The sequence below is a fragment of the Hymenobacter aranciens genome, from assembly GCF_030580865.1.
GTDB lineage: Bacteria > Bacteroidota > Bacteroidia > Cytophagales > Hymenobacteraceae > Hymenobacter > Hymenobacter aranciens.
In genome coordinates this window covers 142065-165995 of the sequence record NZ_JAUQSY010000002.1, presented here as the reverse complement: position 1 = coordinate 165995, position 23931 = coordinate 142065, and the positions used below count along the sequence as shown (strand labels likewise).

Annotated in this window: 20 protein-coding genes; 16 read left to right on the top strand and 4 right to left on the bottom strand. The window is 60.4% G+C overall.

Features of this window, described 5'->3' with window-relative positions:
- Window positions 1-32: 32 nt before the first annotated feature.
- From Q5H93_RS02865 to Q5H93_RS02800, 14 genes are all read left to right on the top strand, one after another.
- Window positions 33-860 carry a hypothetical protein gene (locus Q5H93_RS02865; protein ID WP_305004976.1) on the top strand — a complete coding sequence of 276 codons (828 nt, stop codon included), beginning with the start codon at window positions 33-35 and terminating at the stop codon, window positions 858-860.
- 83 nt (window positions 861-943) lie between these two features.
- On the top strand, window positions 944-1474 hold the full coding sequence (locus Q5H93_RS02860; protein ID WP_305004975.1) for a hypothetical protein: 531 nt from the start codon (window positions 944-946) through the stop codon (window positions 1472-1474).
- A 217-nt stretch (window positions 1475-1691) separates the two neighbouring features.
- On the top strand, window positions 1692-1988 hold the full coding sequence (locus Q5H93_RS02855; protein WP_305004974.1) for a hypothetical protein: 297 nt from the start codon (window positions 1692-1694) through the stop codon (window positions 1986-1988).
- 1067 nt (window positions 1989-3055) lie between these two features.
- The gene (locus Q5H93_RS02850) at window positions 3056-4081 is read left to right on the top strand and encodes an Atu2307/SP_0267 family LLM class monooxygenase (protein WP_305004973.1); all 1026 of its coding nucleotides are present in this window, start codon (window positions 3056-3058) and stop codon (window positions 4079-4081) included.
- Window positions 4082-4143: 62 nt separating this feature from the next.
- Complete coding sequence (locus tag Q5H93_RS02845; RefSeq protein ID WP_305004972.1) at window positions 4144-5037, top strand: helix-turn-helix domain-containing protein; 894 nt, start codon at window positions 4144-4146, stop codon at window positions 5035-5037.
- A gap of 132 nt (window positions 5038-5169) precedes the next feature.
- Window positions 5170-6237, top strand: a complete 1068-nt coding sequence (locus Q5H93_RS02840; protein WP_305004971.1) for an SDR family oxidoreductase — start codon at window positions 5170-5172, stop codon at window positions 6235-6237.
- Between the two features lie 227 nt (window positions 6238-6464).
- Window positions 6465-7370 carry a site-specific tyrosine recombinase gene (locus tag Q5H93_RS02835; RefSeq protein ID WP_305004970.1) on the top strand — a complete coding sequence of 302 codons (906 nt, stop codon included), beginning with the start codon at window positions 6465-6467 and terminating at the stop codon, window positions 7368-7370.
- Between the two features lie 298 nt (window positions 7371-7668).
- Window positions 7669-10731 (top strand): DNA translocase FtsK, encoded by a 3063-nt coding sequence (locus Q5H93_RS02830; protein WP_305004969.1) that lies wholly within the window; start codon window positions 7669-7671, stop codon window positions 10729-10731.
- Window positions 10732-10916: 185 nt separating this feature from the next.
- Complete coding sequence (lolA1, locus tag Q5H93_RS02825; RefSeq protein WP_305004968.1) at window positions 10917-11561, top strand: outer membrane lipoprotein periplasmic chaperone LolA1; 645 nt, start codon at window positions 10917-10919, stop codon at window positions 11559-11561.
- 67 nt (window positions 11562-11628) lie between these two features.
- The gene (locus tag Q5H93_RS02820) at window positions 11629-12963 is read left to right on the top strand and encodes a DUF2851 family protein (RefSeq protein ID WP_305004967.1); all 1335 of its coding nucleotides are present in this window, start codon (window positions 11629-11631) and stop codon (window positions 12961-12963) included.
- Window positions 12964-12980: 17 nt separating this feature from the next.
- Entirely contained in the window at window positions 12981-14288 is a 1308-nt protein-coding gene (locus Q5H93_RS02815) for a hypothetical protein (RefSeq protein WP_305004966.1), read from the top strand.
- Window positions 14289-14374: 86 nt separating this feature from the next.
- Window positions 14375-15007 carry a NeuD/PglB/VioB family sugar acetyltransferase gene (locus tag Q5H93_RS02810; RefSeq protein WP_305004965.1) on the top strand — a complete coding sequence of 211 codons (633 nt, stop codon included), beginning with the start codon at window positions 14375-14377 and terminating at the stop codon, window positions 15005-15007.
- 101 nt (window positions 15008-15108) lie between these two features.
- Window positions 15109-16053 carry an oxygen-dependent tRNA uridine(34) hydroxylase TrhO gene (gene trhO, locus Q5H93_RS02805; RefSeq protein WP_305004964.1) on the top strand — a complete coding sequence of 315 codons (945 nt, stop codon included), beginning with the start codon at window positions 15109-15111 and terminating at the stop codon, window positions 16051-16053.
- A gap of 152 nt (window positions 16054-16205) precedes the next feature.
- Window positions 16206-17090: a nucleoside phosphorylase gene (locus Q5H93_RS02800; RefSeq protein WP_305004963.1), complete on the top strand. Its 885-nt coding sequence runs from the start codon at window positions 16206-16208 to the stop codon at window positions 17088-17090.
- An 84-nt stretch (window positions 17091-17174) separates the two neighbouring features.
- On the opposite strand, the gene Q5H93_RS02795 is transcribed toward Q5H93_RS02800, so the two are convergent.
- Window positions 17175-17480: a hypothetical protein gene (locus tag Q5H93_RS02795; RefSeq protein WP_305004962.1), complete on the bottom strand. Its 306-nt coding sequence runs from the start codon at window positions 17478-17480 to the stop codon at window positions 17175-17177.
- A 101-nt stretch (window positions 17481-17581) separates the two neighbouring features.
- Window positions 17582-18595 carry an acyl-CoA reductase gene (locus tag Q5H93_RS02790; protein ID WP_305004961.1) on the bottom strand — a complete coding sequence of 338 codons (1014 nt, stop codon included), beginning with the start codon at window positions 18593-18595 and terminating at the stop codon, window positions 17582-17584.
- Window positions 18596-18901: 306 nt separating this feature from the next.
- Here Q5H93_RS02790 and Q5H93_RS02785 point away from each other — a divergent pair, with 306 nt between their 5' ends.
- Window positions 18902-19252 (top strand): 4Fe-4S dicluster domain-containing protein, encoded by a 351-nt coding sequence (locus Q5H93_RS02785; protein ID WP_305004960.1) that lies wholly within the window; start codon window positions 18902-18904, stop codon window positions 19250-19252.
- Window positions 19253-19445: 193 nt separating this feature from the next.
- Entirely contained in the window at window positions 19446-22076 is a 2631-nt protein-coding gene (locus tag Q5H93_RS02780; RefSeq protein WP_305004959.1) for a valine--tRNA ligase, read from the top strand.
- 68 nt (window positions 22077-22144) lie between these two features.
- Here Q5H93_RS02780 and Q5H93_RS02775 read toward each other — a convergent pair whose 3' ends face one another.
- Window positions 22145-22333, bottom strand: coding sequence for a hypothetical protein (locus Q5H93_RS02775; RefSeq protein ID WP_305004958.1), 189 nt, complete (start codon window positions 22331-22333; stop codon window positions 22145-22147).
- Window positions 22334-22458: 125 nt separating this feature from the next.
- The gene (locus tag Q5H93_RS02770; protein WP_305004957.1) at window positions 22459-23895 is read right to left on the bottom strand and encodes a dihydrolipoamide acetyltransferase family protein; all 1437 of its coding nucleotides are present in this window, start codon (window positions 23893-23895) and stop codon (window positions 22459-22461) included.
- Window positions 23896-23931 lie beyond the last annotated feature (36 nt).

Sequence of the window (23931 nt, the reverse complement as noted above, 5' to 3'; positions counted from 1 at the left end):
TGCCAGGGCGGTCCGCTCCTACTCACTTTCACATGAATAAGCACGACATAGCCAATACGGGCGCGGATATGGCCGGCGGCCTGGTCGGGGCTGGTATTGGGCTGGCGGTGGCTGGCCCTCCTGGTGCTTATGCTGGTGCAGCCATCGGGCCGATGCTTGCCAACGGCATCAAGGACGTGTTGGCCCGCGTGCTCTCGCCTCGTGAGAGAAAGCGGGTTGACCTAGCAGCAGCTCATATAGAAGCTGGCATGAGGAAAAAGCTGGAAGCAAGAATAAGGCTACGCCAAGATGATTTCTTCGATGGCGCTGATAGGCCGAGCAATGCAGACGAAATTCTTGAGGGGGTATTGCTGAAATGCCAGATTCAATATCAGGAGAGAAAGGTGAAGCTGATTGCTAACATTGCCGTGAACACAGCTTTTGATGAGAGCATCTCTATTGAAACTGCCAATCAAGCTCTAAACACCGCTGAGCGCTTAACTTATCAGGAACTTTGTTTGCTTGCCTACTTTGGTAGGAAAGAAGAGTTTGCGAGCTTTCCCATTATGGTAGAAGGATTCTATGGGTACCCTCCAGAAGTATTCCATTTAAACTCATGGAATGCGATTCAGAGCGCTTGGGACCTGTTTCAGAGCAACATGATAAAATCCTCTACCAGTAGCACTCCCGGAGCATTAACTGTTCTTGGCCCTGGCATGATGGTATTAACAGAGAGGGGGACTTCCCTCTTCAATTTGCTAGAATTGCAATCTGTACCAAGCGAGGATGTGTTGACAGCGATAGAGCCTCTTTTCTACAGAGATGAGATGGGTGTCAATGAAATGGGGAAGAGAAACGGGGTTTATGTCGGAAAGCAATAAAGCGGGCCACCCCTGCCAGGGTGGCCCGCTCCTACTCATTTACTTACTGCTTCGCCGTGTGCGTGGCACAATTCAATAAACTCATGAATTCAATACTAGCAAACGCTTCCGACGAGGAAGCCATGATGCAGTTCGCTACTGCTTTTGCCAACAATGATTTTGCACAGATAGGTCGCTTAATGGCTGACTATAATGCGCTTCAGCGGCCAGATGGCGACAAGCTCAAATCTGCTTTACAGCCCAAAGGCAATTTCCTCATGGGCGGTGAAGCTGAAGCCCTAGAAGCGCACCAAGATACGCGGGCGTCTATCGGGCTGATGTTGGAGTGGACCACGCAGCTCGCGCAATACGACGTTCAGGAATCTAATCCGCAGCCCAAAATTGTAGCTGCTTGGTCATCAATCGCTGCCTTTTTTCTAAAGAAAAAAGATTTTCAAGGCCTTCGCAGCTTGATTGACTTCTTGAAGAGCGATGAAGCACAGGAAGCGCAGACGGGTATGGCTGGAATGCTCGGTAGCCCAGAGCAGCTAGAAGCGGCCAAGGAGTTTATGGTTGAGTTCATGCCGATACCTCGTGAACTGGTATTCGGAAAAGAAGAGGAAAAGCCAGAGTAAAACTGCTGTCATTTCCGCGCACCTGGTGCGACGTGGCCAACGCAAAACGCTGTCAGAATCTCGTCGACGTCGGCCAAGCCCGGGCGCGTTTTGCTGTCATTTCGTAGCGCCTGGCGCTGCTGCAGCGCGCAGCTCAGCGCCGGTGGTGCTGTCACCATTCACAATAAAACGGGCCACCTCTGCCAAGGTGGCCCGCTCCTACTCACGAATGTAATTTATGAATACCCCAAAATCCGACGCGTACCAAGGTTTCGCGAATGCCATTCAGGAAATGGCAGCACAAAAAAAAGCCATGCTTTCTCACGAGGAAGAATTGGAAGAGCAAATGATTGACAACTGCTCGGCAGCTATTTACCGCTACCTCATACAAATGAGACCTAACCCTGAGGTTCGTACTGTTGCGAATTTGAAAAAATACGCTCTTGATTTGACAATGAGCTTACTTGGTGACCGAGTAGGTGGCCTTGAAAGTATCAAGAAAGCAGGACGTGACATAGCGCAGGAACCCCGCTAAGTTGGCATAGTGCGGCTAGGATTGTCAGGCGGAATCCAACTCAGCCCGATTTCACCTTCAGCAGTTCCTAACGCACCTAGAAACTTGGCTACTCGGGTTAGCTCTGCGAGCGCCCGTAAGGTTTTGTCGGGGCGATGCCCAAGAGCGGCATGTACCGATTGGACCATTTCGTTCGCAATCCGGTCAACGTCGGTGGTGGTATCAGGTACTGGGGCAGCATTGCCGCGGGATTCCCGCCGAGCGCGAGCCTCGAAGAAGCCTTGCGCGATACCTGCCAAGACCAGCCCGGCCTTCAGCCAAGGAAATTTTTGCTTCTCGGTGCTCACAATTTTATCACAAATGAGGGTTCAGAACTACCCCAAACGTAAAGCAAAAACCCCGATTGCAGGCTGCAATTGGGGTTTGTCGTTCTATACGGCGCGTTCAACTCTCGTCCCCGCTACTTAAAAGTGAAGCACTTATGAGGTCAGCCTCGTAAGTGCTTTTTTGTTGCTAAATTAAATACTAAATGAAAGTTGGAGCCGGCGCAGGCCTGACCTTGTGATGCACCAGGCAGCCTACAAATCTACGAAGAATTACGCCAGACCAATTACCTGACGCGAAGCCGGACCAGTAGCCAGCCCAAATCAGTGCTACTAGAGCGAGATATTTGAGAAGGGCCGCTAGCCACAAAACAGGGTACTTATTGAATAAATGGCAGTTGTGGCCGACGGCTGCTATTGCCTGCACTGCCGCAGCCATGAGCCGCCCCGCAGCCACCGATACGGGACGTTAAAAGGCACGCTGGAAAGCGACAGCGTGCCCACCATTTTCATACCGAGCTTAATAGCGCGGTCCCAGCAGAGCAATTATCTGCCCAATCTTAATAATAAAGCTCTACGAGCTTGGCCAGCTAAGCCAGGCTGCCGAAGATTCTGGAAATAGCGCCACTATCAAGCCGATACTTCGCATTGGCAAAGCCGCAGTAACCACTTAAACAGTTGCCGCCTCACGGGGTTAACACTTCGGCGCCCGACTTTCTCGCAGAGCCAGGCTTTTAAGCACACATCGCTCACCTCTAACATCTTATGGAAATTGGAATTGACAGCTTTGCCTCCCACCTGCTGCAAAACGGCGGCGAGCAGCTGAGCGGTACTGCAGCTATGCGCCTGCTCCTCGACCGCATTGAGCGTGCCGACCAGGTGGGCCTCGATGTGTTTGGCATTGGCGAGCACCACCGGGCCCAATACCTCGACTCGGCCACGGCCGTGATACTGGCCGCCGCAGCCGAGCGCACCAAGCGCATTCGCCTCACCAGCGCCGTCACGGTGCTATCGGCTGCCGACCCGGTGCGGGTGTTCCAGGAGTTTGCCACGCTGGACCTAATCTCGCAGGGCCGGGCCGAGATGGTGGTGGGCCGGGGCTCCTCCACCGAAGCCTTTCCGCTTTTCGGCTTCAGCCTGAACGACTATGATGAACTTTTTGCCGAAAAGCTGGAGCTGCTGCTGGCCATCCGGGAAACCGAGAGAATTCGCTGGCAGGGCCGGTTCCGGCCGGCGCTCACGGGCCAGGGCGTGTACCCGCGCCCGGCGCAGGCGCGGCTGCCCATCTGGCTGGGCGTGGGCGGCACGCCCGAGTCGTTCGTGCGGGCCGGCACGCTGGGCTTGTCGCTGATGGTGGCCATCATCGGCGGCGACACCCACCGCTTCCGGACCCTGATTGATTTGTATCGTGAAGCCGGCCGCCGGGCCGGGCACGCCCCCGAGCAGCTCAAAGTGGGCCTGCACTCGCTGGGTTACGTAGCGCCCACCACCGAAGAAGCTCTGCGCGATTTCGCGCCCGGCTACATTCAGACCTTCGGCCAGCGGGCCCGCGAGCGCGGCGGATTTCCGCCAACACGGGCTCATGTGGAGGCGCAGGCCGGCCCGCTGGGGGCGCTGCTGGTAGGCAACCCCGAGGAGGTAGCCGCTAAAATTAAGCGGCATAGCGCGGCGCTGGGCGGCATCGGCCGCGTCACGTTTCAGATGGATGTGGCCGTGCTACCGCACGAAAAAATACTGCAGGCCACGGAATTGCTGGGCACCCGTGTGGCTCCGCTGCTGCGCCAGGAATAAGGATTTTCTAATTCTACCCGATACCAAGGCCAACTATTGACCGCCCCCCGGGTTAAGGGTAGATGGAAAAGCCCTTGATTCCCACGTACGGATTCGATGCCTACCCGCAGGCAACCGGACCCGTGCCCCACGCCACCACCACGGAGGCGCTGGAGCAGTTGGTGACCTACCGGCGGGAAGAGTGGTTTGCCACCTGCCGCCAGCACATGGAGCAGCACCGCCGCCACTTTTATAAGCTCGCGCTGATTCAGGAGGGTGGCGGCAGGTTCTTTCTCAACGATGAGGTGGTGGAGGTGGCCCCGCGCTCCCTACTGCTGGTGAAGCCCGGCACGGCCCTGGGCTGGCACCTGCACGCGGGGGCCCAAACGGGACTCTACAGCTTTTTCTCGGCCGCCTTTTATAATGCGGGCCTGCTGCCCGGCTACCAGCTGCACGCGGTGCTGGCCGGAGCCGCGCCCTACGTGTACCACGCCTGCACCGCCGCCGAGTTTGCGGCCCTGCACCAAGCCGCCGAGCAGCTGCTGGCCCAGCAGCCGCAGCTCGAAAAAGCCCGGCACGCGCTCCGCCTGCTGCTGGCCGACGTGCACCAGTGGACCCCGGCCCAGCCGGCGGCCGGGTTGTCGCCTCAGGTGCAACAGTTTCTGCAGTTGGCAGAAAGCCGGCTGGCCGACGCCGCCCCCGCCCTCACGCTGGAACCTTATGCCAAGGCGCTGTTTCTGACGCCTAAGCGCCTGAGCGAGCTGTGCCGCCAGGCCACCGGCAAAAGCGCCACCGACCTGCTCAAGGAAAAAGTGGCTACCGAAGCTAAAGTGCTGCTCACCGCCACGCCGCTACCCATCAGTGAGCTCGGCTACCGGCTGGGTTTCTACGACGTGGCGCACTTTTCGCGCTGGTTTAAGCTGGCCGTGGGGCAAACGCCTTCGGCCTACCGGGCCCAGTTTACGGGGTACAAATAGTTAGGCAATCGATGCAAAGAAGTGAGTAGGCCGGGCCGGTAATTTTGCAGCGCAACTGGCCGGAAACCCAAAATCAACCGACGCCCGGCTCTTTCATCTTTCGTCTGTTGCTGAGGTATTCCCTTATTAATTATGGATAAAACCGCGCTAATTGTCGGAGCCAGTGGCATTATGGGCAGCAACTTAGCCCGCGAGCTGCTCGCCCAGGGCTGGACCACCTACGGCCTGGCCCGCCGACCCAAAAGTGACATCGCGGGCCTGCACCCGGTGGCGGCCGACCTGCTCGCCCCCTCCAGCCTGACCACGGCGCTGGCGGAAATTGCTCCCACCCATGTTTTTCTGACCAGCTGGCTGCGCCACGACACCGAAGCCGAGAACATCCGCGTGAACGGGGCGATGGTGCGCAACCTGCTGGCGGCGCTGGCGCCCAAGCACTCGGTGCAGCACGTGGCTCTGGTGACCGGCCTTAAGCACTACCTCGGGCCATTTGAGTCCTACGCCCGGGCCGGCGCGTTGCCGCCCACGCCCCTGCGCGAGGAAATGCCCCGCCTGCCCGTCGACAATTTCTATTACGCTCAGGAAGACGAGGTGTACGCTGCCGCCGCCCGCGATGGCTTCACCTGGAGTATTCACCGTCCGCACACCGTTATTGGCTTGGCGGTGGGCAACCTTATGAACCTGGGCACTACGCTGGCCGTGTACGCCAGTATCTGTAAGGAAACCGGCCGCCCGTTTCAGTGGCCCGGCTCCGGGGCCCAGTGGAACGGCCTGTCTGACGTGACGGACGCGCGCGTGATTGCCAAGCAGCTGGTATGGGCTGCCACCACCGAAGCCGCCCGCAATGAAGCCTTCAACATCGTCAACGGCGACTACTTTCGCTGGAGCTGGCTGTGGCCCCGGCTGGCGGCCTGGTTCGGCGTCGAGGCCGTGGGATTCGATGGCACCATGCACCCGCTGGAAGCGGAAATGGCAAACGACGCCCCTATCTGGCAGGAAATAGCGACTCGCCACCACCTGGCCGAGCCCGACCTGAGGCAGCTGGCCTCGGCCTGGCACACCGATTTGGACCTGGGCCGCCCCATTGAAGTGATGACTGACATGTCGAAGAGCCGCCAGGCGGGCTTCCACGTTTATCAGCGCACCGAAGATTCCTTCTTTGACCTCTTTGCCCAACTGCGGGCCGAGCGGCTTATTCCGTAGATTATTTGCCGACAGACGTTTGTACAGGGGCGGCCGGTGGCCGTCCTTTTGTATTTCAGCCTTTCCAAACAATACGGCTTACCACCCGGCTGCCCTGTTAGCATGGTTTGGGGCAGACGGGCTGGTTTGCCGCCGCGTGGCCAGTATCGCAGTGCCCCATTGCCGTGCTAACGGCCAAAGACCCCGTTCCGGCTGTTCCTTTGCAGTTTCAACCCCACCCCTGCTGCATGACCATTACCTGGCCCCAGGCTCTGAAACAGTTCGACGGCTACCTGCGCCTCGAAAAAGCCCTTTCGCCGAACTCGGTGGAAGCTTACATGCGCGATGCCACCAAGCTCCAGCAGTTTCTGCTAAGCCAGCGCCGCCACCTTGGCCCGGCCCAGGTAGATACCGCTACGCTACGCGAGTTCCTGGTGTTTCTGACTGATTTGGGCCTCGGCACGGCCTCGCAGGCCCGCATTGTATCAGGACTGAAGGCGTTTTTCGAGTTCCTTATCACTGAAGACCTGCTGCGCGAAGACCCCACCGACACCCTGGCTGCCCCCAAATCGGGCCGCCACTTGCCCGATACCCTCAGCTACCCCGAAATTGAGCAGCTTCTCGGCGCCGCCGACCTCAGCACTGATGCCGGCCTGCGCGCCCGCGCCTTCCTGGAGGTGCTCTACTCCTCCGGCCTGCGCGTGACGGAGCTCTGCGACCTGCGCCTGAGCAACATCAACGCCACCGAGGGCTACATGAAAGTGCTGGGCAAGGGCAACAAGGAGCGCCTCGTGCCCATCGGCCGCGAAGCCCTCAAGCACCTCAATTTCTACCTCAGCGGCGTGCGCGGCCACCTCGACATCAAGCCCGGCGCCGAGGACCTGGCCTTTCTCAGCCACCGCGGCCGGCAGCTCTCGCGCATCACCGTCTTCACCACCATCAAGGAGCTGGCCGAGCTGGCCGGCCTGCGCAAAACCATCAGCCCCCACACCCTGCGCCACTCCTTCGCCACCCACTTGATAGAGGGCGGCGCCGACCTGCGCGCCGTGCAGGAAATGCTGGGCCACGTCTCCATCACAACGACGGAGATTTACACTCACCTCGATAGGGACTACCTGCGGCAGGTCATCACTGAGTTTCACCCGCGCAGCTAGGCGGAGCGGTAGAACGACAAGCTCCCCTCCTTGGAAAGGAGGGGATGTGAGGCGCGAAGAGCGCCGAACGGGGGTGGTTCGCCCGTCCACGCCGGCAGAACGACGCAGTAATCTCCATTGCCAGAACAACGCCAGGCTTTTCGAAAGCCCTACCGGCGCGACCAGCTCAACCACCCCCGTTTTGCCTGCGGCAAAACATCCCCTCCTTTCCAAGGAGGGGAGTTTCTCGTTCTGCCGCCCCCATTTTATCGTTCCAACCCCCTGCCGTGCGTAAATTTGATTTTTACGCCGCCCCCGAATGGCCGACAACCGCTACCGAAACCCTCCTGCCGGCCCCGCCGACAACCGCCCGCCCGACCCGCGCCCCCCCCGGCGCAACGAGCCCCGGGCCGCCGCGCCCGACTCCGCCCGCCCCGAACCCCGCCCCACCGCCACCAACGCCCCAAAAGCCGCCAAGGCCGCCGCGCCCAACCAGGGCCCGGCGTCGGCCAAGCCCCCGAAAGCTCCCCGCGAGCCCCGCGGCCCCGTGCCCGGCGTGGGCAAAGCGCTGAGCATCCTGCGCGACCGCCGCTTTCACCTCTTCATCGGGTTTGGCTTCCTGCTGGGCAGCCTCTACCTCACCATTGCCTTCACCTCCTTCCTCTTCACCGGCCACGCCGACCAGAGTGTGGTGGCGGCCCTGAGCACCCTGCCCGCGAAGGAAGCCGGGCAGGAATCCGGCAACTGGCTGGGCTTGCTGGGCGCCTGGGCCGCCGAGTTGTTTATCTACAAGCTGTTTGGCATTGCGGCGTTTGCGCTCATTCCCATCGTGTTTTTTCTGGGGTATAAAATCGTGTTCCGCAGCGCCCGGGGCTCCGTCAGCTACGTGCTGGCCCTGGGCCTGTTCACGATGGCCTGGCTGAGCACCCTGCTCGGCTACGTGGTGGTAAGCCTGGCCGAGCCCGGCGCCGACCCTGCCCTGGCCCACCGCCTCGATTTCCTCTGCGGCGGCGTGGGCTTTGAGGCCGCCACCTGGCTGGCCAGCCTCATCGGCTGGGGCACGGTGCTGCTGCTGGCCTTCGCCCTGATTTCGTTCGTGGTGTTCTTTTTCAACGTCACCAGCCTCAACCTGAGTTTCCTGGGCAGCGGCGTCGAAGCCGATGCCGACGAAGACGCCGAGCTGGCCGCCGAAATCGAAGCCGAGCAGCTGGCCGCCGTGGCCACCCCCGCCCCCGCCAAAATGCCGGTGGCGGAGAAAGCCCCGCAGGTTTCCAGCGCCAACTCCAGCGCCACCGTCACGGCCGCCGGCGCCGAGGCCCCCCAGCCCACGCCGGCCCCGACGACGAAGCCCGCCAGTACCGGCCCTGCCCTGCAATTGGGCGACGATACGGCAGAACCAAGGCCCGAAGCCTCCGAGTTTGAGCCCGCGCCCAAAGCACCGGCTACCGCCGCAATGGCACTGGACGTCAGCGGCCCGCTGGCAACGGCCGCCGCCGTGGCCACCGGCCTGAGCAGCGCCGCCACGGCCGCGGCCACCGCACCCGCTACTGTCGCCGCCAGCGCCCTCACGGCGGCCGCCAGCAGCACCGGCCCCGCCTTCTCTATCGAAATGCCGGATGCCGAGCCGGAAGTGGAGTTCAACACCGCGCCGCGCCCCACCGCCAGCGTGCCCACTCCTCTCTCCATGGCCGATTTGGCCGACGAGGACGCCGAACTGCCCGCCGCCAAAACCCCGGCCCTCCAGGTTCCCAAGTCGCTAAATCCGCTGGAAATCACCATCCCCAACCGCGACGACCTCGACCCCAACGCCGGGGCCGACATCGCCGCCGTAGCCGACGAGGACGAGGATGCCGACGTGATGCCCAACGTGAACTACGACCCCACGCTGGACCTCTCGCGCTACGTGTACCCCACCCTGGAGCTGCTCCGCGACTACGGCACCCCCAAAGCCCAGGTAACCAAGGAAGAGCTGGAAGCCAACAAGGACCGCATCGTCGAAACCCTGGGGCACTACAGCATCGCCATTGCCAGCATCAAGGCCACCATCGGCCCCACGGTCACGCTCTATGAAATCGTGCCCGAGGCCGGCATTCGCATCTCCAAAATCAAGAGTCTGGAGGACGATATTGCGCTGAGTCTGGCCGCGTTGGGCATTCGCATCATCGCGCCCATCCCCGGCAAAGGGACCATCGGTATCGAAGTACCGAACACGAAAAAGGAGATGGTGAGCATCCGCTCGGTGCTGGGCAGCGAGAAGTTTGCCCGCTCCGAGATGGATTTGCCGGTGGCCTTTGGTCGCACTATCACCAACGAGGTGTTTGTGGCCGACCTGGCTAAAATGCCCCACTTGCTGATGGCTGGTGCCACCGGTCAGGGTAAATCGGTGGGCTTGAACGTCATTCTGGCCTCGCTGCTCTACAAGCGCCACCCCGCCCAGCTGAAATTCGTGCTCGTGGACCCCAAGAAGGTGGAATTGAGCATCTTCAATAAAATCGAGCGCCACTTCCTGGCCAAGCTGCCCGACACCGAGGAGCCTATCATCACTGACACCAAGAAGGTGGTGCACACGCTCAACTCGCTGTGCATGGAGATGGACCGGCGCTACGATTTGCTCAAGGAAGCCGGCTGCCGCAACCTCAAGGAGTACAATGCCAAGTTCGTGGAGCGCCGCCTGAACCCCAAGAAAGGCCACCGTTACATGCCCTTCATCGTGCTGGTGATTGACGAGCTGGCCGACCTCATGATGACGGCCGGCAAAGAGGTCGAGCAGCCCATTGCCCGCCTCGCCCAGCTGGCCCGTGCCATTGGTATTCACCTGATTGTGGCCACCCAGCGCCCCTCTGTGAATGTTATCACCGGCATCATCAAGGCCAACTTCCCCTGCCGGATTTCCTTCAAGGTGACCAGCAAAATCGACTCGCGCACCATCCTCGACACCGGCGGGGCCGACCAGCTTATCGGTCAGGGCGACATGCTGTTCTCGGCCGGTTCCGACCTCATCCGGGTGCAGTGCGCCTTCATTGACACGCCCGAAGTGGACAAGCTCTGCGACTTCATCGGCGAGCAGCAGGGCTACTCCGACGCCTACCTGCTGCCCGAAGTAGCCGGCGCCGACGGCGACAGCAGCGGCAGCTTCGACGAAGATGATGGCGGCGAGCGTGACTCGATGTTTGAGGAAGCGGCCCGCTGCATCGTGCTGCACCAGCAAGGCTCTACCTCACTTATTCAGCGCAAGTTGAAGCTGGGCTACAACCGTGCCGGCCGCCTCGTAGACCAACTGGAGCGGGCCGGCATTGTGGGGCCGTTTGAGGGCAGCAAGGCCCGGGCCGTACTCATTCCGGACGAGTATGCGCTGGAGATGCATCTGAAGTCGCTGGTTTAGAAAGTTAAAAGTTGCGGGTTAAAAGTTAAAATCCCTGGCCTCTTTTGCGGAAGTCAGGGATTTTAACTTTTAACCCGCAACTTTTAAGTCCGACTCTTTGCCGATGAGCTTAACTTTGGCCAGCCTTTTGTAAAGCGTTTCCGTACTCAGCGCAATTCAAGCGCGAAACGCTTCTTTCTTACCTCATGACGAAAACCCTCTCCCTCCTCCTGCTGTCGGCCACGCTGGCCCTGCCCGCCGTGGCTCAGCAAGACCCCAAAGCCGGCAAAATTCTGGATGCCATGAGCACCAAGTACCAGGCTTACAAATCTTACCAAGCCGATTTTACCCAGACGCTGGAAAACACCTCGGCCAAAGTAAAGCAGAATCTGAGCGGCAACATCATCGTGGCTGGCCAGAAATTCCGCCTCAAGCTCAGCGGCCAGGAAGTCATTAACGACGGCAAAACTACCTGGACGTACCTCAAGAATGAGAACGAGGTAAACATCTCGGACACTGACCCCGACGCGCAAGACATGTCGCCCTCCCAGATTTATACCATGTATAAAAAGGGCTACAAATACACCTACGCCCAGGCGGCTACCGAAGCCGGCGAGGCTATCGACGTGATTGAGCTGACGCCCGAAAGCCGTACGAACGACGTGTTCAAAGTTCGCATCAAGGTGCGCAAGAAGGACAACTCGGTGAAAAGCTGGGAGATGTTTAAGAAAAACGGCAACCGCTACACCTTCACCATCAAAAACTTCAAGCCCAACGTGCCGGTGACGGCCAGCACTTTCAGTTTCGACAAGGCCAAGTATAAAGGCGTGAAAGTGGTGGATTTGCGCTAGCATCCAGCTTCCTGAAGAGTTATCAAGCGGCCCGTTTCCCTGGAAGCGGGCCGCTTTTGTTACTATTTTGTCTTACTTTGCGGAGCAGAATGGGCAGCCCATGAAAGAAGATTTCCTCCACTACCTCTGGCAGTACCAGTACTTCGACAAAACCGACTTGCGCACGGCCGGCGGCGAGGAAATTCAGGTGCTCAAGCCCGGCCACCGCAACGCCGACGCAGGACCCGATTTCCTCGGTGCCCGCCTGCGGGTGGGCGAGGTGGAGTGGAATGGCGCGGTCGAAATACACCTTCGGGCTTCCGACTGGGAGCGTCATAATCACCAGTTGGACCCGAAATACGACCAGGTAGTTTTGCACGTCGTGGGCAGCCACGACGCCGACGTGACGCGCACCAACGGCAGCCCGATTCCGGCCCTGGCCCTCAGCCCACGTATTGCGCCCGAGCTGCTGCGCCGCTACCAGCAGCTGATGGAGGCCCCCGCCGCCGCTCCCCTGCCCTGCGCCCCGCTGCTGAGCCAGGTGCCCGACATTACCCGCACCATGATGGTAGAGCGGGCACTGCTGGAGCGCGTCGAACTCAAAGCTGATGCGCTAACGGCGCTCCACCAGCACCTCGGCGACGACTGGGAGGCCACCGCCTACCATGCCCTGATGGCTGCGTTCGGCTTCCAGAAAAACAGCGAACCGCTGGCCCGGCTGGCCAAATCCCTACCGCTGGCCGTGCTGCGCCGCCACCGCCACGACCAGCGCCAGCTGGAGGCATTGCTCTTCGGCCAGGCCGGGTTTCTGGTTGATAATGAAGAAACCGAGGCTGATGCTTACATTCAGGATTTGAAGCAGGAATATGCCTTTCTGCGCCACAAATACGACTTAACCGAGGCCGCCCTGGCAGTGCACGAGTGGAACTATCTGCGCCTGCGACCAGCCAATTTTCCACCCGTGCGCCTGGGGCAACTAGTGGGCTTGCTGCACGCCCGGCCAACCTTGTTCGACGCTTTGCTTACTGCGCAAAGCGTGGCGGCGCTGGCGGAGTTTTTTCAGGCGCCGGCCCCGGAATACTGGCGCACGCACTTCCGGCCGGGCCGGGCCGGCAAGGTGCCCAGCTTGGGCAAAAGCAGCATCGACCTGCTCATTACCAACGTCGTGCTACCGTTACGCGTGGCCTATGCCCGCCACGTAGGCCAGTCGGCGCTGGTCGAAAGCAGCGTCGCACTGCTGACAGAACTACCCGCTGAGCATAATCAATTTACGGATGTGTACGAGGCCCTGGGCTTTACGCACCGCTCGGCAGCCGACTCACAGGGCTTGCTTTCTTTGCATAAAAATTACTGCGCGCCGCGCCGCTGCCTGCACTGCGCCGTCGGTAGTCGTTTGGTGCGCCAACCTCGCATTGTGGGATGAGTATTGCGCTGGCAATTGTGTTGAATGTATTACTGCTGACCTGGTTACTGCCGTGGCTGCGGCGGCAGTGGCAAGCGGTTGACAGGCCGTGGCGGGCGGCGCTGCTGCTGGGCCTGGGCGGGCGCCTGCTCGTGGGCGGCCTCAAAGGCTGGCACCCAATAAAGGATGCCGCGTTCATGGCGGGTTGCAGCCAGCTGCTGACCGACCAATTCTGGGCCTCGCCGGGAGCGGCACTACAGACGCTGCTGGGCAACGAAGTACATTTCCAGGATTTGCACCTGGTGTACTACGGAATGTCCAACACTTTTTTTATCATGAAGTTACTGGGATTTCTGAATCTTTTCTCCGCTGGTTCGACGGTGCTGAATGGTTTATACCTGGCACTGGCGAGCTTTCTGGGCTGCTGGCTACTTGCCCGCGAGCTGGCCCGCACCCTGCCCGGCACGCCGGCCGGCGCAGGGCTGGTGGCTTTTGTGCTCTGGCCAACGGTACTGTTCTGGGCTACGGGCATTAGCAAGGAGGCCGTATTTCTGGGTAGCGGAGCGGGCCTGCTGGCCTTGGTTATCCGGCTATTCTGGGGAACTGAAAAAACGTCAGCTCTTAAGCGTACTGCTCAAATTATCGGGCTGTTAGTATTGGCAATAGTGTATTTCAAGACGCGCTATTTCTTTGCCATGCCCTTGTTGGGGGCCCTGGTGGGCCTGGCAATGCTGCGCCTGCTTCAGCCGCTGGGGGTGGCGCGGAGCCGCTGGGCGCAGACGCTGCTGCTGATTGGCATACTGGCTGGTGGTGCCTGGCTGGCGGCCGAAGTCAGCGTGGCTTTCCGCCTTAACAAGCTGACTAACCAGACCGTGCGCATCTACGACCGTCACCTTCACGCTTCGCTCAATCGGCCGCACTTCGAATACCCCGACCTGCGCCCTACGCCCGAAAGCATGTTGCAACACGCTCCCCTGGCCGCCCTCAATGCCCTCACCCGCCCCTGGTTGGGCGAATCGTGGCAAGGACCTTACCTGATGGGCGGCCTCGAAAACCTCGTGCTACTAGCGCTGCTGACGGTGGCAGCGGTGGCCGGGCTACGGGGCCAGGCCGGGCACCTGCCGTTTGCGCTGGGGCTGGCGCTGGGCATCTACTGCCTGGCGCTGGCAGTGTTGTTGGGCCTGAGCACCCCCAATCTGGGCTCGCTTAGCCGCTACCGCAGTGGCTTGCTGCCGTTTTTGCTGCTGCTGCTGCTGCAAAATGACTACGCGGCCGCCGTGCTGACTCGCCTACGCCTGAACGCCGGCCCTGCTCTTCGGAAACCCGGCGCCAGCAATCCGGGTTAACCGGCTGCGCGGCGTTGCGCCGTACCTTTGCCCTGCGATTATCCGCCTTTTGGCAGGGCAATTGCCAATCCTGCTATCCCGATTTCATGGAAAATCCCGTTATCATCCTGGGCGCCCAAGCCGTAGGCACCGCCGCCCTCGATGCCTTTCTCTCGAACGAAGTAGTGGTCTACTGCCTGCTCGACGACGATAAAACCCTTCAAAACAGCGAACTACTCGATGTGCCCGTGATGGGCAACACCGACGATGCCGAACTGCTGAAGCTGCTGGGTAAGAAATGTGAAGTATTCGTAGCCACCGAAGACACCGCCAGCCGCCGCAGCCTCACCCAAATGCTGCGCACCGAGTATGAAGCCGTGCCGGTGAATGCCATTCACCAGCGCGCCAGCGTATCGGAACACGCCACACTAGGCCACGGTAACTACATCGGTCCCAATGCCGTGGTGGCCGCCACCGCCACCCTCGGCGACGGCTGCCTCGTGGGTGCCAATGCCGTTGTAGAAGCCAAAGCCACCCTCGCCGACTACGTGCAGCTCGGCAGCGGGGCCCTCGTGGGCGCGGGCGTGACGGTGGGCGAATCGGCCTTTATCGGCGCCGGCGCCGTGGTGGTAGCCGGCGTGAAAATCGGCGATAAAGCCCGCGTTGGCGCCGGCTCGGTAGTGGTGGCCGATGTGGCTAAGGGCCAGACGGTATTTGGCAACCCAGCAGCGAAAGTGTGAGAAGAGTTATGAGTTAAAAGTTATGAGTTATGAGTTTGCCCGAGTAAACTCTACTCACAGCCGCCAACTCATAACTCATAACTTTTAACTCATAACTCATCATGTATCACGTTCTTCTCTACTACTGTTATACCCCGCTCGCGCACCCCGAGCAGTTCCGCGACGAGCACCACCGCCTCTGCCTCAGCCTCGATTTGCGCGGCCGCATCATCGTGGCCGGCGAGGGGCTGAACGGCACTGTATCAGGCACCGTGGAGAATTGCGCCGCCTATATGGCCGCCGTGAAGGCCGACCCGCGCTTTGAGGCCTTGGAATTCAAGATTGAAGAAGCCCCAGCTCACACTTTCCAGAAGCTACACGTGCGGGTGAAGCCCGAGATTGTGCACGTCGACTTGCCGCACATCAAGCCCTACGAGCGCACCGGCACCCACCTCTCCCCGGCCGAGTTTAAGGCCATGAAGGACCGCGACGACGTAGTGATTGTGGACGTACGCTCCGACTACGAGTACAACCTCGGCCGCTTCAAAAACGCCGTGACGCTGGACATTGAGAACTTCCGCGAGTTCCCGGAGCGTGTAGAGCGCCTGCAGGAGTTTAGGGACAAGAAGATTCTGACGTATTGCACTGGCGGCATCAAGTGTGAGAAAGCCAGCGCTTTCCTGCTGGAGCAAGGCTTTGAAAACGTGTACCAGCTCCACGGCGGCATCATCAAGTACGGCCTGGAGGCCGGCGGCGAGGACTTCGACGGCAAGTGCTACGTCTTCGACGGCCGCGTGGCCGTGGACGTCAACAGCGTCAACCCCACCATCATCAGCGAGTGCCACCACTGCCACACGCCCTCCGACCGCATGGTGAACTGCGCCAACCCGCACTGCAACGCCCACTTGCCGCTCTGCGAAGCCTGCGCCGGGCAGCTGCAGGGCGCCTGCTCCGAAGCCTGCGCCGAGCATCCGGACAAACGGCCGTACGACGGCACCGGCACCTACCCGAAAATCAGCAACCACTATAATCCCGCCCAGGGCCTGGCCTCTTATAAGGCCTCATAGCGCCTTCGTACCGCGGAAGTTAAAAGTTGAGAGTTAAAAGTTAAAAATCAGTTCGTACTGGTTTTTAACTTTTAACTTTTAACTCTCAACTTTTAACTCCGTTTACGTAAAGCCCCCTTTCCTCCCACCCCACCTTTGCACAAGCGCCGCTGATGCTACACGAATCCGAGCTCATTCTCAACCCTGATGGTAGTATATACCATCTCAACCTGCAGCCCGACCACATTTCCGACACCATCCTGACCGTGGGCGACCCGGCCCGGGTGGCCCAGGTGAGCCGGCACTTCGACTCGCTGGAAACGGAAATCACGCACCGCGAATTCGTGACCCACGTGGGGTATTACCAGGGCAAGCGCCTCACGGTGCTGAGCACCGGCATGGGCACCGATAACATTGATATTGTGCTTAATGAGCTGGATGCGCTGGTCAATATCGACTTCATGGCCCGCACCGTGCGGCCGGCCGAGGAGCGCATCAGCCTGCGCATTATCCGGCTGGGCACTAGCGGCAGCCTGCAGCCCGATGTGCCGGTGGGGTCGTTGCTGGCCACTGAGTTTGCCGTGGGTATGGACAGCCTGATGCAGTTCTACCCGCTGGTGGAAACGGGGCTGGAAACAGAAATTGCCCGCGGCCTGCAACAGTCGTTGCAGCTACCCTTTGCCCCCTACGTAGTGCGTGGCTCCGATATTTTGCGCGAGCAGCTTGGCGCTGGCATGCTCACCGGCAACACCCTCACCTGCCCCGGTTTCTACGGGCCCCAGGGCCGCGTTTTGCGCCTCGATTTGCGCCAACCGGACTACCTAGCCCGCCTGCGCGATTTCCGCCACCACAGCGCCGAGGGCGAGTTCCGTCTCAGCAATTTTGAGATGGAAACGGCTGGCTACTACGCATTGGGGCAGTTGCTGGGCCACGAAGTACTGTCGCTGAACGCCATTCTGGCCAACCGCGCCACCGGCGAGTTTGCCGAAAACCCAACGGCCCTGACCGATTCGCTGATTGAGCAGACATTGCAGCGGCTGGTCAGCGCGGGAGTATAAGCGTGGCTGTTACAAACGAAAGCCCTGACGGGGCACCACCAATCGGTGGTGCCCCGTCAGGGCTTTTGCTTAATAGGTGCAGCTTTAGTAAAAATCGAAGCCCAGTACGGCCCGCAATGGCAGCGCAATGCCGGATTTAAGGCTTACAAATTCGCTGTCGACCTCCCAAACCGTAGTGGCGACGCGCTTGGTAGCACCATCGGCCGTTTGAAAGTAAATGTCGAGCTTGCCGTGATAGGCATTGCCAAGAGTAGCGGCGCGCTCGGCATCGTGGCGGCGGCGCTGTTGGGCTGGCAGGTCGTGCAGTACGTCGTCGTGGCCGAAGTGTAGAGTGGTAATTTCTTCTTTCTCTACGGTTTCGACGGTGGCGGCGTCAGGGATAAAAGACATAGTGAAGCTTTTGGTGCGACGGAGAGGCCCGGTGCGGGGCCTTTCTAAATTCGAATTAACGCAAAATTACCAGGATGCGGCTATTTGCTAGCAGAAGTTTTTCAGGTTAGCGTAGCCAGAAACTCCATCGTGTCGATACCATCGGCATAATCGGCCACGCCCGGATTTTGTGCCCGCCCAAAGGGAAAGCTGCCCGCAAACCGCCCCGCCGCCGACACCACACACTGAATGCGCTCGGCCGAATCGGTCAGCTTGTCGGCCAAATCAACCTCGTGGGCATACTCCTCGAAGTGCAGCACTGAAATGGGCGATACCAGCGCCAGCCCCCGCGTGATGAGCAGAAAACCGTTGTCGAAATGCGGCACGGCATTCACCAGCAGGATGCTCTTGTTGTAGTCGTAGTTGTTCTGGTACTTGTGATGGTTGAGCACGCCCTCGCAGATTTGCAGCGCATCGAGCAGCGGCACGAAGCTGTAGCCTTCGGGCACGAAGAGCTTGCTCACATTGCGGCAGCCCAGGCCGTAATACTGGAAAATATCCGGCCCCAGCAGCGCCAGCTCCGAGTCGGTTTCCTGGCCCGTGAGCACAGCCACACTGGTGCGGTTGCGGCGGATAAGGTTCGGTTTCTTCCCGAAGTAAAACTCGAAGTAACGCGCCGTATTATCGGAGCCTGTGGCAATAAAAGCATCGGCCGCATTCAGCCGCGGCAGCACCTGGATAGCTTCCTTGAAACGGGGCTCAATGGCAGCAAGCTCCTCCATGAGCCACAGCATCAGCACCGTGTCGTCGGCGCTGAGCTTGGCTAACAGGATGTGCCCGCTGAGCAGCACGCAGAGCATGTCGTGGAAACCGACCATGGGAATATTACCGGCCATCACCACGCCGATTTGGCGCACGGCCGTGGGCTCGGGCGGGTAGCGGGCGGCCCAATGGCGCAGGGGCTCCTCGGCCAGCAGGTGGGCAATGCCGCGCACGGCCGCCGTCACATTGGGCAGGTCGAACCAGGAGTTTTGGTTGCGGGCGCGGGCGGCCAGGGGCGTCAGCTCGTCGGTAGAGATAGTGGCCAGACGCTGGCCGAGGGCGGCGAAGGCAGCGAGGCGGTCGGAGTGGTTCATGCAGTTTGTAAGTACGAAACGAGTAAGAACGTCATCCTGAGGTGAGCGCAGCGAGCCGAAAGGACCTCGTCCGCTTCTCTGTGGTAGTAATTATTTACTGCCGCGACCGGCGCGGGCGAGGTCCTTTCGCGCCTTCAGCGCTCAGGATGACGTGCTGGAAATACAAATTTCGGCCAAACGATACGAACCCGGCGCGTGTTCCGTAATTTTGCAGGCCCAAACGCCTGACCACGGCCGCGCTTTTTACGTAAAGCCCCGCGCATACGCTTTGGTTTTAACCCTGCCAGATTAGATTTTCGACGCCCTATGGCCATCATGATAACCGACGAGTGCATCAACTGTGGTGCCTGCGAACCGGAATGCCCCAACAATGCCATCTACGAAGGCGGCGCCCAATGGCGCTGGGCCGATGGCACTTCGCTTAAGGAAGTAACCACCGCCGACGGCCGCCACGAAACCGGCGTGCAGCCCCACACGCCAGTGTCGGACGAGTATTATTACATCGTATCGGATAAGTGCACCGAGTGCGTCGGCTTCCACGAGGAGCCGCAGTGCGCCGCCGTGTGCCCGGTGGATTGCTGCGTCGACGACCCCGACCTGCGCGAGTCCCGTGAGCGCTTGTTGGAGAAAAAAGAATGGCTGCACTTGGCTGCTTAGAAGCCAGTAACGTCAACAAATCGGGCCGCTTCCGCAAGGGAGCGGCCTTTTTTCTGTCATGTTGAGCGCAGCGAAGCATCCTCCCACGCCTCAACGAGGCAGCAAATCTTTGCGATGCCGTCCTTCTGGCGTGAAAAGATGCTTCACTGCGTTCAGCATGACAGTTACCTTTGCCCAAATATCTTACCCCACCATGTCCCTAGCCACCACCTATTCTCCCACCGACGTTGAGGCCAAATGGTACCAGCGCTGGCAGGAGCAGGGCTTTTTCAAAGCCAGTCCCAACCCCGCGAAAGAGCCTTATACCATCGTCATCCCGCCGCCCAACGTGACCGGCGTGTTGCACATGGGCCACATGCTGAACAATACCATTCAGGACGTGCTCATCCGCCGCGCCCGCATGCAGGGCAAGGAGGCCTGCTGGGTGCCCGGCACCGACCACGCCAGCATTGCCACTGAGGCTAAGGTAGTTGCTTTACTTAAAGAGCAGGGCATCGAGAAGAAAGACCTGACGCGGGAGCAGTTCCTGGAGCACGCCTTTGCCTGGAAAGACAAGTATGGCGGCATTATCCTGGAGCAGCTCAAGCAGCTGGGCGCCAGCTGCGACTGGGACCGCACCCGCTTCACGATGGAGCCCGACCTGACGGAGGCCGTGCTGAAAGTGTTCGTGGATTTGTACCGCAAGGGTCTCATCTACCGCGGTGTGCGCATGGTGAACTGGGACCCGCAGGGCGGCACCGCTATTTCGGACGAGGAAGTAATTCCGAAGAACGTTACGGCCAAGATGTACCACCTGCGCTACGAAATCGTGGGCCAGCCGGGCGAGTACCTGACCGTGGCCACCTCGCGCCCCGAAACCATCATGGCCGACGTGGCCGTGGCGGTGAACCCGACCGACGAGCGGTTTAAAAACCTCGCCGGCAAAAAGGTACGCATCCCGCTACTGGGCCGCGAAATCCCGGTGATTTTCGACGAGTACGTGAGTGTGGATTTCGGCACCGGCGCGCTGAAGGTGACCCCGGCGCACGACCTGAATGACTATAACCTGGGCGTGAAGCACAACCTGGAAGTTATTGACATCCTGAACGACAACGGTACGCTCAACGAAAAGGCTGTACTGTACGTGGGGCAGGACCGGTTTGCGGCCCGCCGCAACATCGTGGCCGATTTGGAGTCCGCCGGCCTGCTTGCCAAAATCGAGGAGTACGCCAGCATCGTGCAGACCTCGGAGCGCACCAAGGCCGTAATTGAGCCGAAGCTGAGCTTGCAGTGGTTCCTGAAAATGGAGCATCTGGCCAAGCCCGCGCTCGACGTGGTAGAAAACGATACCGTGAAGCTGCACCCTGCCAAGTTCAAAAACACCTACCGGGTGTGGATGGAAAACGTGCGCGACTGGTGCATCTCGCGGCAACTGTGGTGGGGCCAGCAGATTCCGGCCTACTACCTACCCGACGGCTCGTTCGTGGTGGCCCTCACGCCCGCCGAGGCCCTGGAGCAGGCGCGCGAGCAGAGCGGCAATGCCAGCCTGCAACTCAGCGACCTGCGCCAGGACGAGGACGTGCTTGACACCTGGTTTTCGAGTTGGCTGTGGTCTATTTCGGTGTTCGACGGCTTCAAGGACCCGAACAATGCCGACATCAGCTACTTCTACCCGACCAACGATTTGGTGACGGGGCCGGACATCCTGTTTTTCTGGGTGGCGCGCATGATTATGGCCGGGCTGGAATTCCGCCAGGAAATCCCGTTCAAGAACGTGTACCTGACTGGTATCGTGCGCGACGCGCAGGGCCGCAAGATGAGCAAGCAGCTCGGCAACTCGCCCGACCCACTCGACCTCATCGCGCAGTTCGGGGCCGACGGGGTGCGGACGGGCATGCTGTTCTCGGCCCCGGCCGGCAACGACCTGCTCTACGACGAAAAGCTGGTGGAGCAGGGCCGCAACTTCTGCAACAAGCTCTGGAACGCCTTCCGCCTCATCAGCGGCTGGCAAGTGGATGAAACGCTGCCCTTCGCCAATGAAAAGGCCGTAACCTGGTTCGGCTCCAAGCTGGCCGACGCGGTGACGACGCTGGACGACCATTTCGAGAAATTCCGCATCTCGGATGCGCTGATGACGGTGTATAAGCTGACGTGGGACGATTTCTGCGCCAACTACCTCGAAATGATTAAGCCCGCCTACCAGCAGCCCATCGACGCCGAGACGCTGCGCCAGACCAAGGCTTACCTCGAAAGCCTGCTCAAGCTGCTGCACCCTTTCATGCCATTCATTACCGAGGAGCTGTGGCACGAGCTGGCCGCGCGCGACGCCCGCGACTACGTGACCGTGGCCGCCTGGCCCCAGCCGGCGCCGGTAGCCGACAGCGCCGATATCATCGCCGGTATGGACCAGGCCCTAGCCGTGGTGCAAGGCATCCGCACGGTGCGCAACCAGAAGAGCCTCGGCCCCAACAAGCCCCTGCAGCTCATCGCCAAAACCGACGAGCAGTCATTGTTCACAGCTTACGAAGGCATCATCCGCAAGCTGGGCGGCCTCTCGGAGCTCAGTTTTGCCGAAACCGGGCTGGCCGGGGCGGTAAGCTTCGTGCAGGGTGGCAGCGAGTTCTTCATCCCGCTCGAAGGCCACATCGACCTGGCCGCCGAGCGGGTGAAGCTCGAAAAGGAGCTGGAATACACCCAGGGCTTCCACAAAGCCACCTCGGCGAAGCTAAGCAACGAGAAATTCGTGGCCAACGCCAAGCCTGACCTTGTGGAGCGCGAGCGCCAGAAGCTGGCCGACGCGGAGGCGAAAATCGCCGCGCTGGAAGCGGCGCTGAAAGGGCTGTAAGTCTTTATTTGGACGCAAAAAAGGCGACCATCCCGGTTTGGGGTGGCCGCCTTTTTTATGCGCAGTTCTTATTTCCCTTGCTGCTCTTTGTGCTCCATAGCAAGCTGGTTTTGCAGCTTGAAGGTGACCTGCTGGCAATCAGCAAAGCGCTGCTCGGCCAGGGCCAGGCGCTTTTCCACGTTATTGAGCTGGAGCGAGAGGTAGCCGATGAGGCCCAGCGAGAGCACGAGGGCGATGAGGAAAAGGATGTTTTTCATGGGAGCGGTGTGGTAGTACGAATTCCGCGCAGCGGTTCGTACTACCACTTTGTCGGCTGCGCGGTTTTAACAACGACAGAGTGGTAGTACGAACCGCTGCGCGGAATTCGTACTACCACATCGACCTAAATAGCCGTATTCGGGTCGAACTGCTCCAAGTAATCAGCTACCTTCCGCACGAACATGCCGCCCAGCGAGCCATCGACCACACGGTGGTCGTAGCTATGCGAGAGGAACATGAAGTGGCGGATGCCAATCAAATCCCCTTGAGCGGTTTCGATGACGGCGGGCTTTTTCTTGATGGCGCCCACGGCCAGGATGGCCACCTGCGGCTGCATGATGATGGGCGTGCCCATCACGTTGCCGAACGAGCCGACGTTGCTCAGGGTGTAGGTGCCGCCTTCGAGGTCTTCCGACTTGAGCTTGTTGGCGCGGGCGCGGGTGGCCAGGTCGTTCACCTTTTTGCTGAGGCCGTTGAGGTTGAGCTGGTCGGCGTTTTTGATGACCGGCACGATGAGGTTGCCGCTGGGCAGGGCCACGGCCACGCCGATGTTGATGTCGCGCTTCTTGATGATGTAGTCGCCATCGATGGAGACGTTAATCATCGGGAAATCCTGGATGGCGCGCGCCACGGCCTGAATGAAGATGGGCGTGAAGGTGAGGTTTTCGCCCTCGCGCTTCTTGTAACCGTCCTTATGCTTGTTGCGCCAGTTCACGATTTCCGTCACGTCGGCTTCTACGAAGCTCGTAACGTGCGGCGAGATGCGCTTGGAATCGACCATACGCTGCGCAATCATCTTGCGCATGCGGTCCATTTCGATGAGCTCCTGACCGCCGGAAACCGACGGGGCGGGCTTGCTGCCGGTGGCGGCAGGCTGGGGAGCGGCCGGGGCGGCAGGAGCCGCGGCCGGGGCGCTGGGCGCGGCCGTGGGCTTGGGCGTGCCCTCGTTGACGGGAGCGTGCGAGGCCTGGGCGGGCGTTTCGCGGGGCTGGTCGCCCACGGTGGCGGGGGCACCTTGCAGCGACTGCTTACCCTTGGCCACGTAGTCGAGAATATCTTTTTTGGTGATGCGGCCCTCGCTGCCGGTGCCGGGCAGGTAGTCGAGGTCGGCTACCGGGATGCCTTCTTCGCGGGCGATACTGAGCACCAGCGGCGAGAGGAAGCGGCCGGGCTGGTAGGTGCCGCCGGTAGTGGCCGTGGCCTGCTGGGCGGCCTGCGGGTCGCCGGCTTCGGGCAGGTAGGGCACGGCGGGCGTGGCGGCGGCGGCCGGGGCAGCGGGAGCAGCTTCGGCGGCAGCGGGAGCGGCCGTGGCGGCGCCGGCCTCGGTTTCGATGATGGCGATGGGGGCGCCCACGGCCACCACCTGGCCTTCCTGCACCAGAATTTCGGCCAGCGTGCCGGCGTAGATGGCGGGGACTTCGGTATCGACTTTATCGGTGGCTACTTCGAGCACCGATTCGTCTTGCTCGATGGCGTCGCCGACTTGTTTGAGCCATTTCAGGACGGTGCCCTCCATGATGGATTCGCCCATTTTGGGCATCGTCATTTCCACTCGTGCCATAAGGTGTGCGGGATTTAGAAAAGGAAAAGCGTGGGA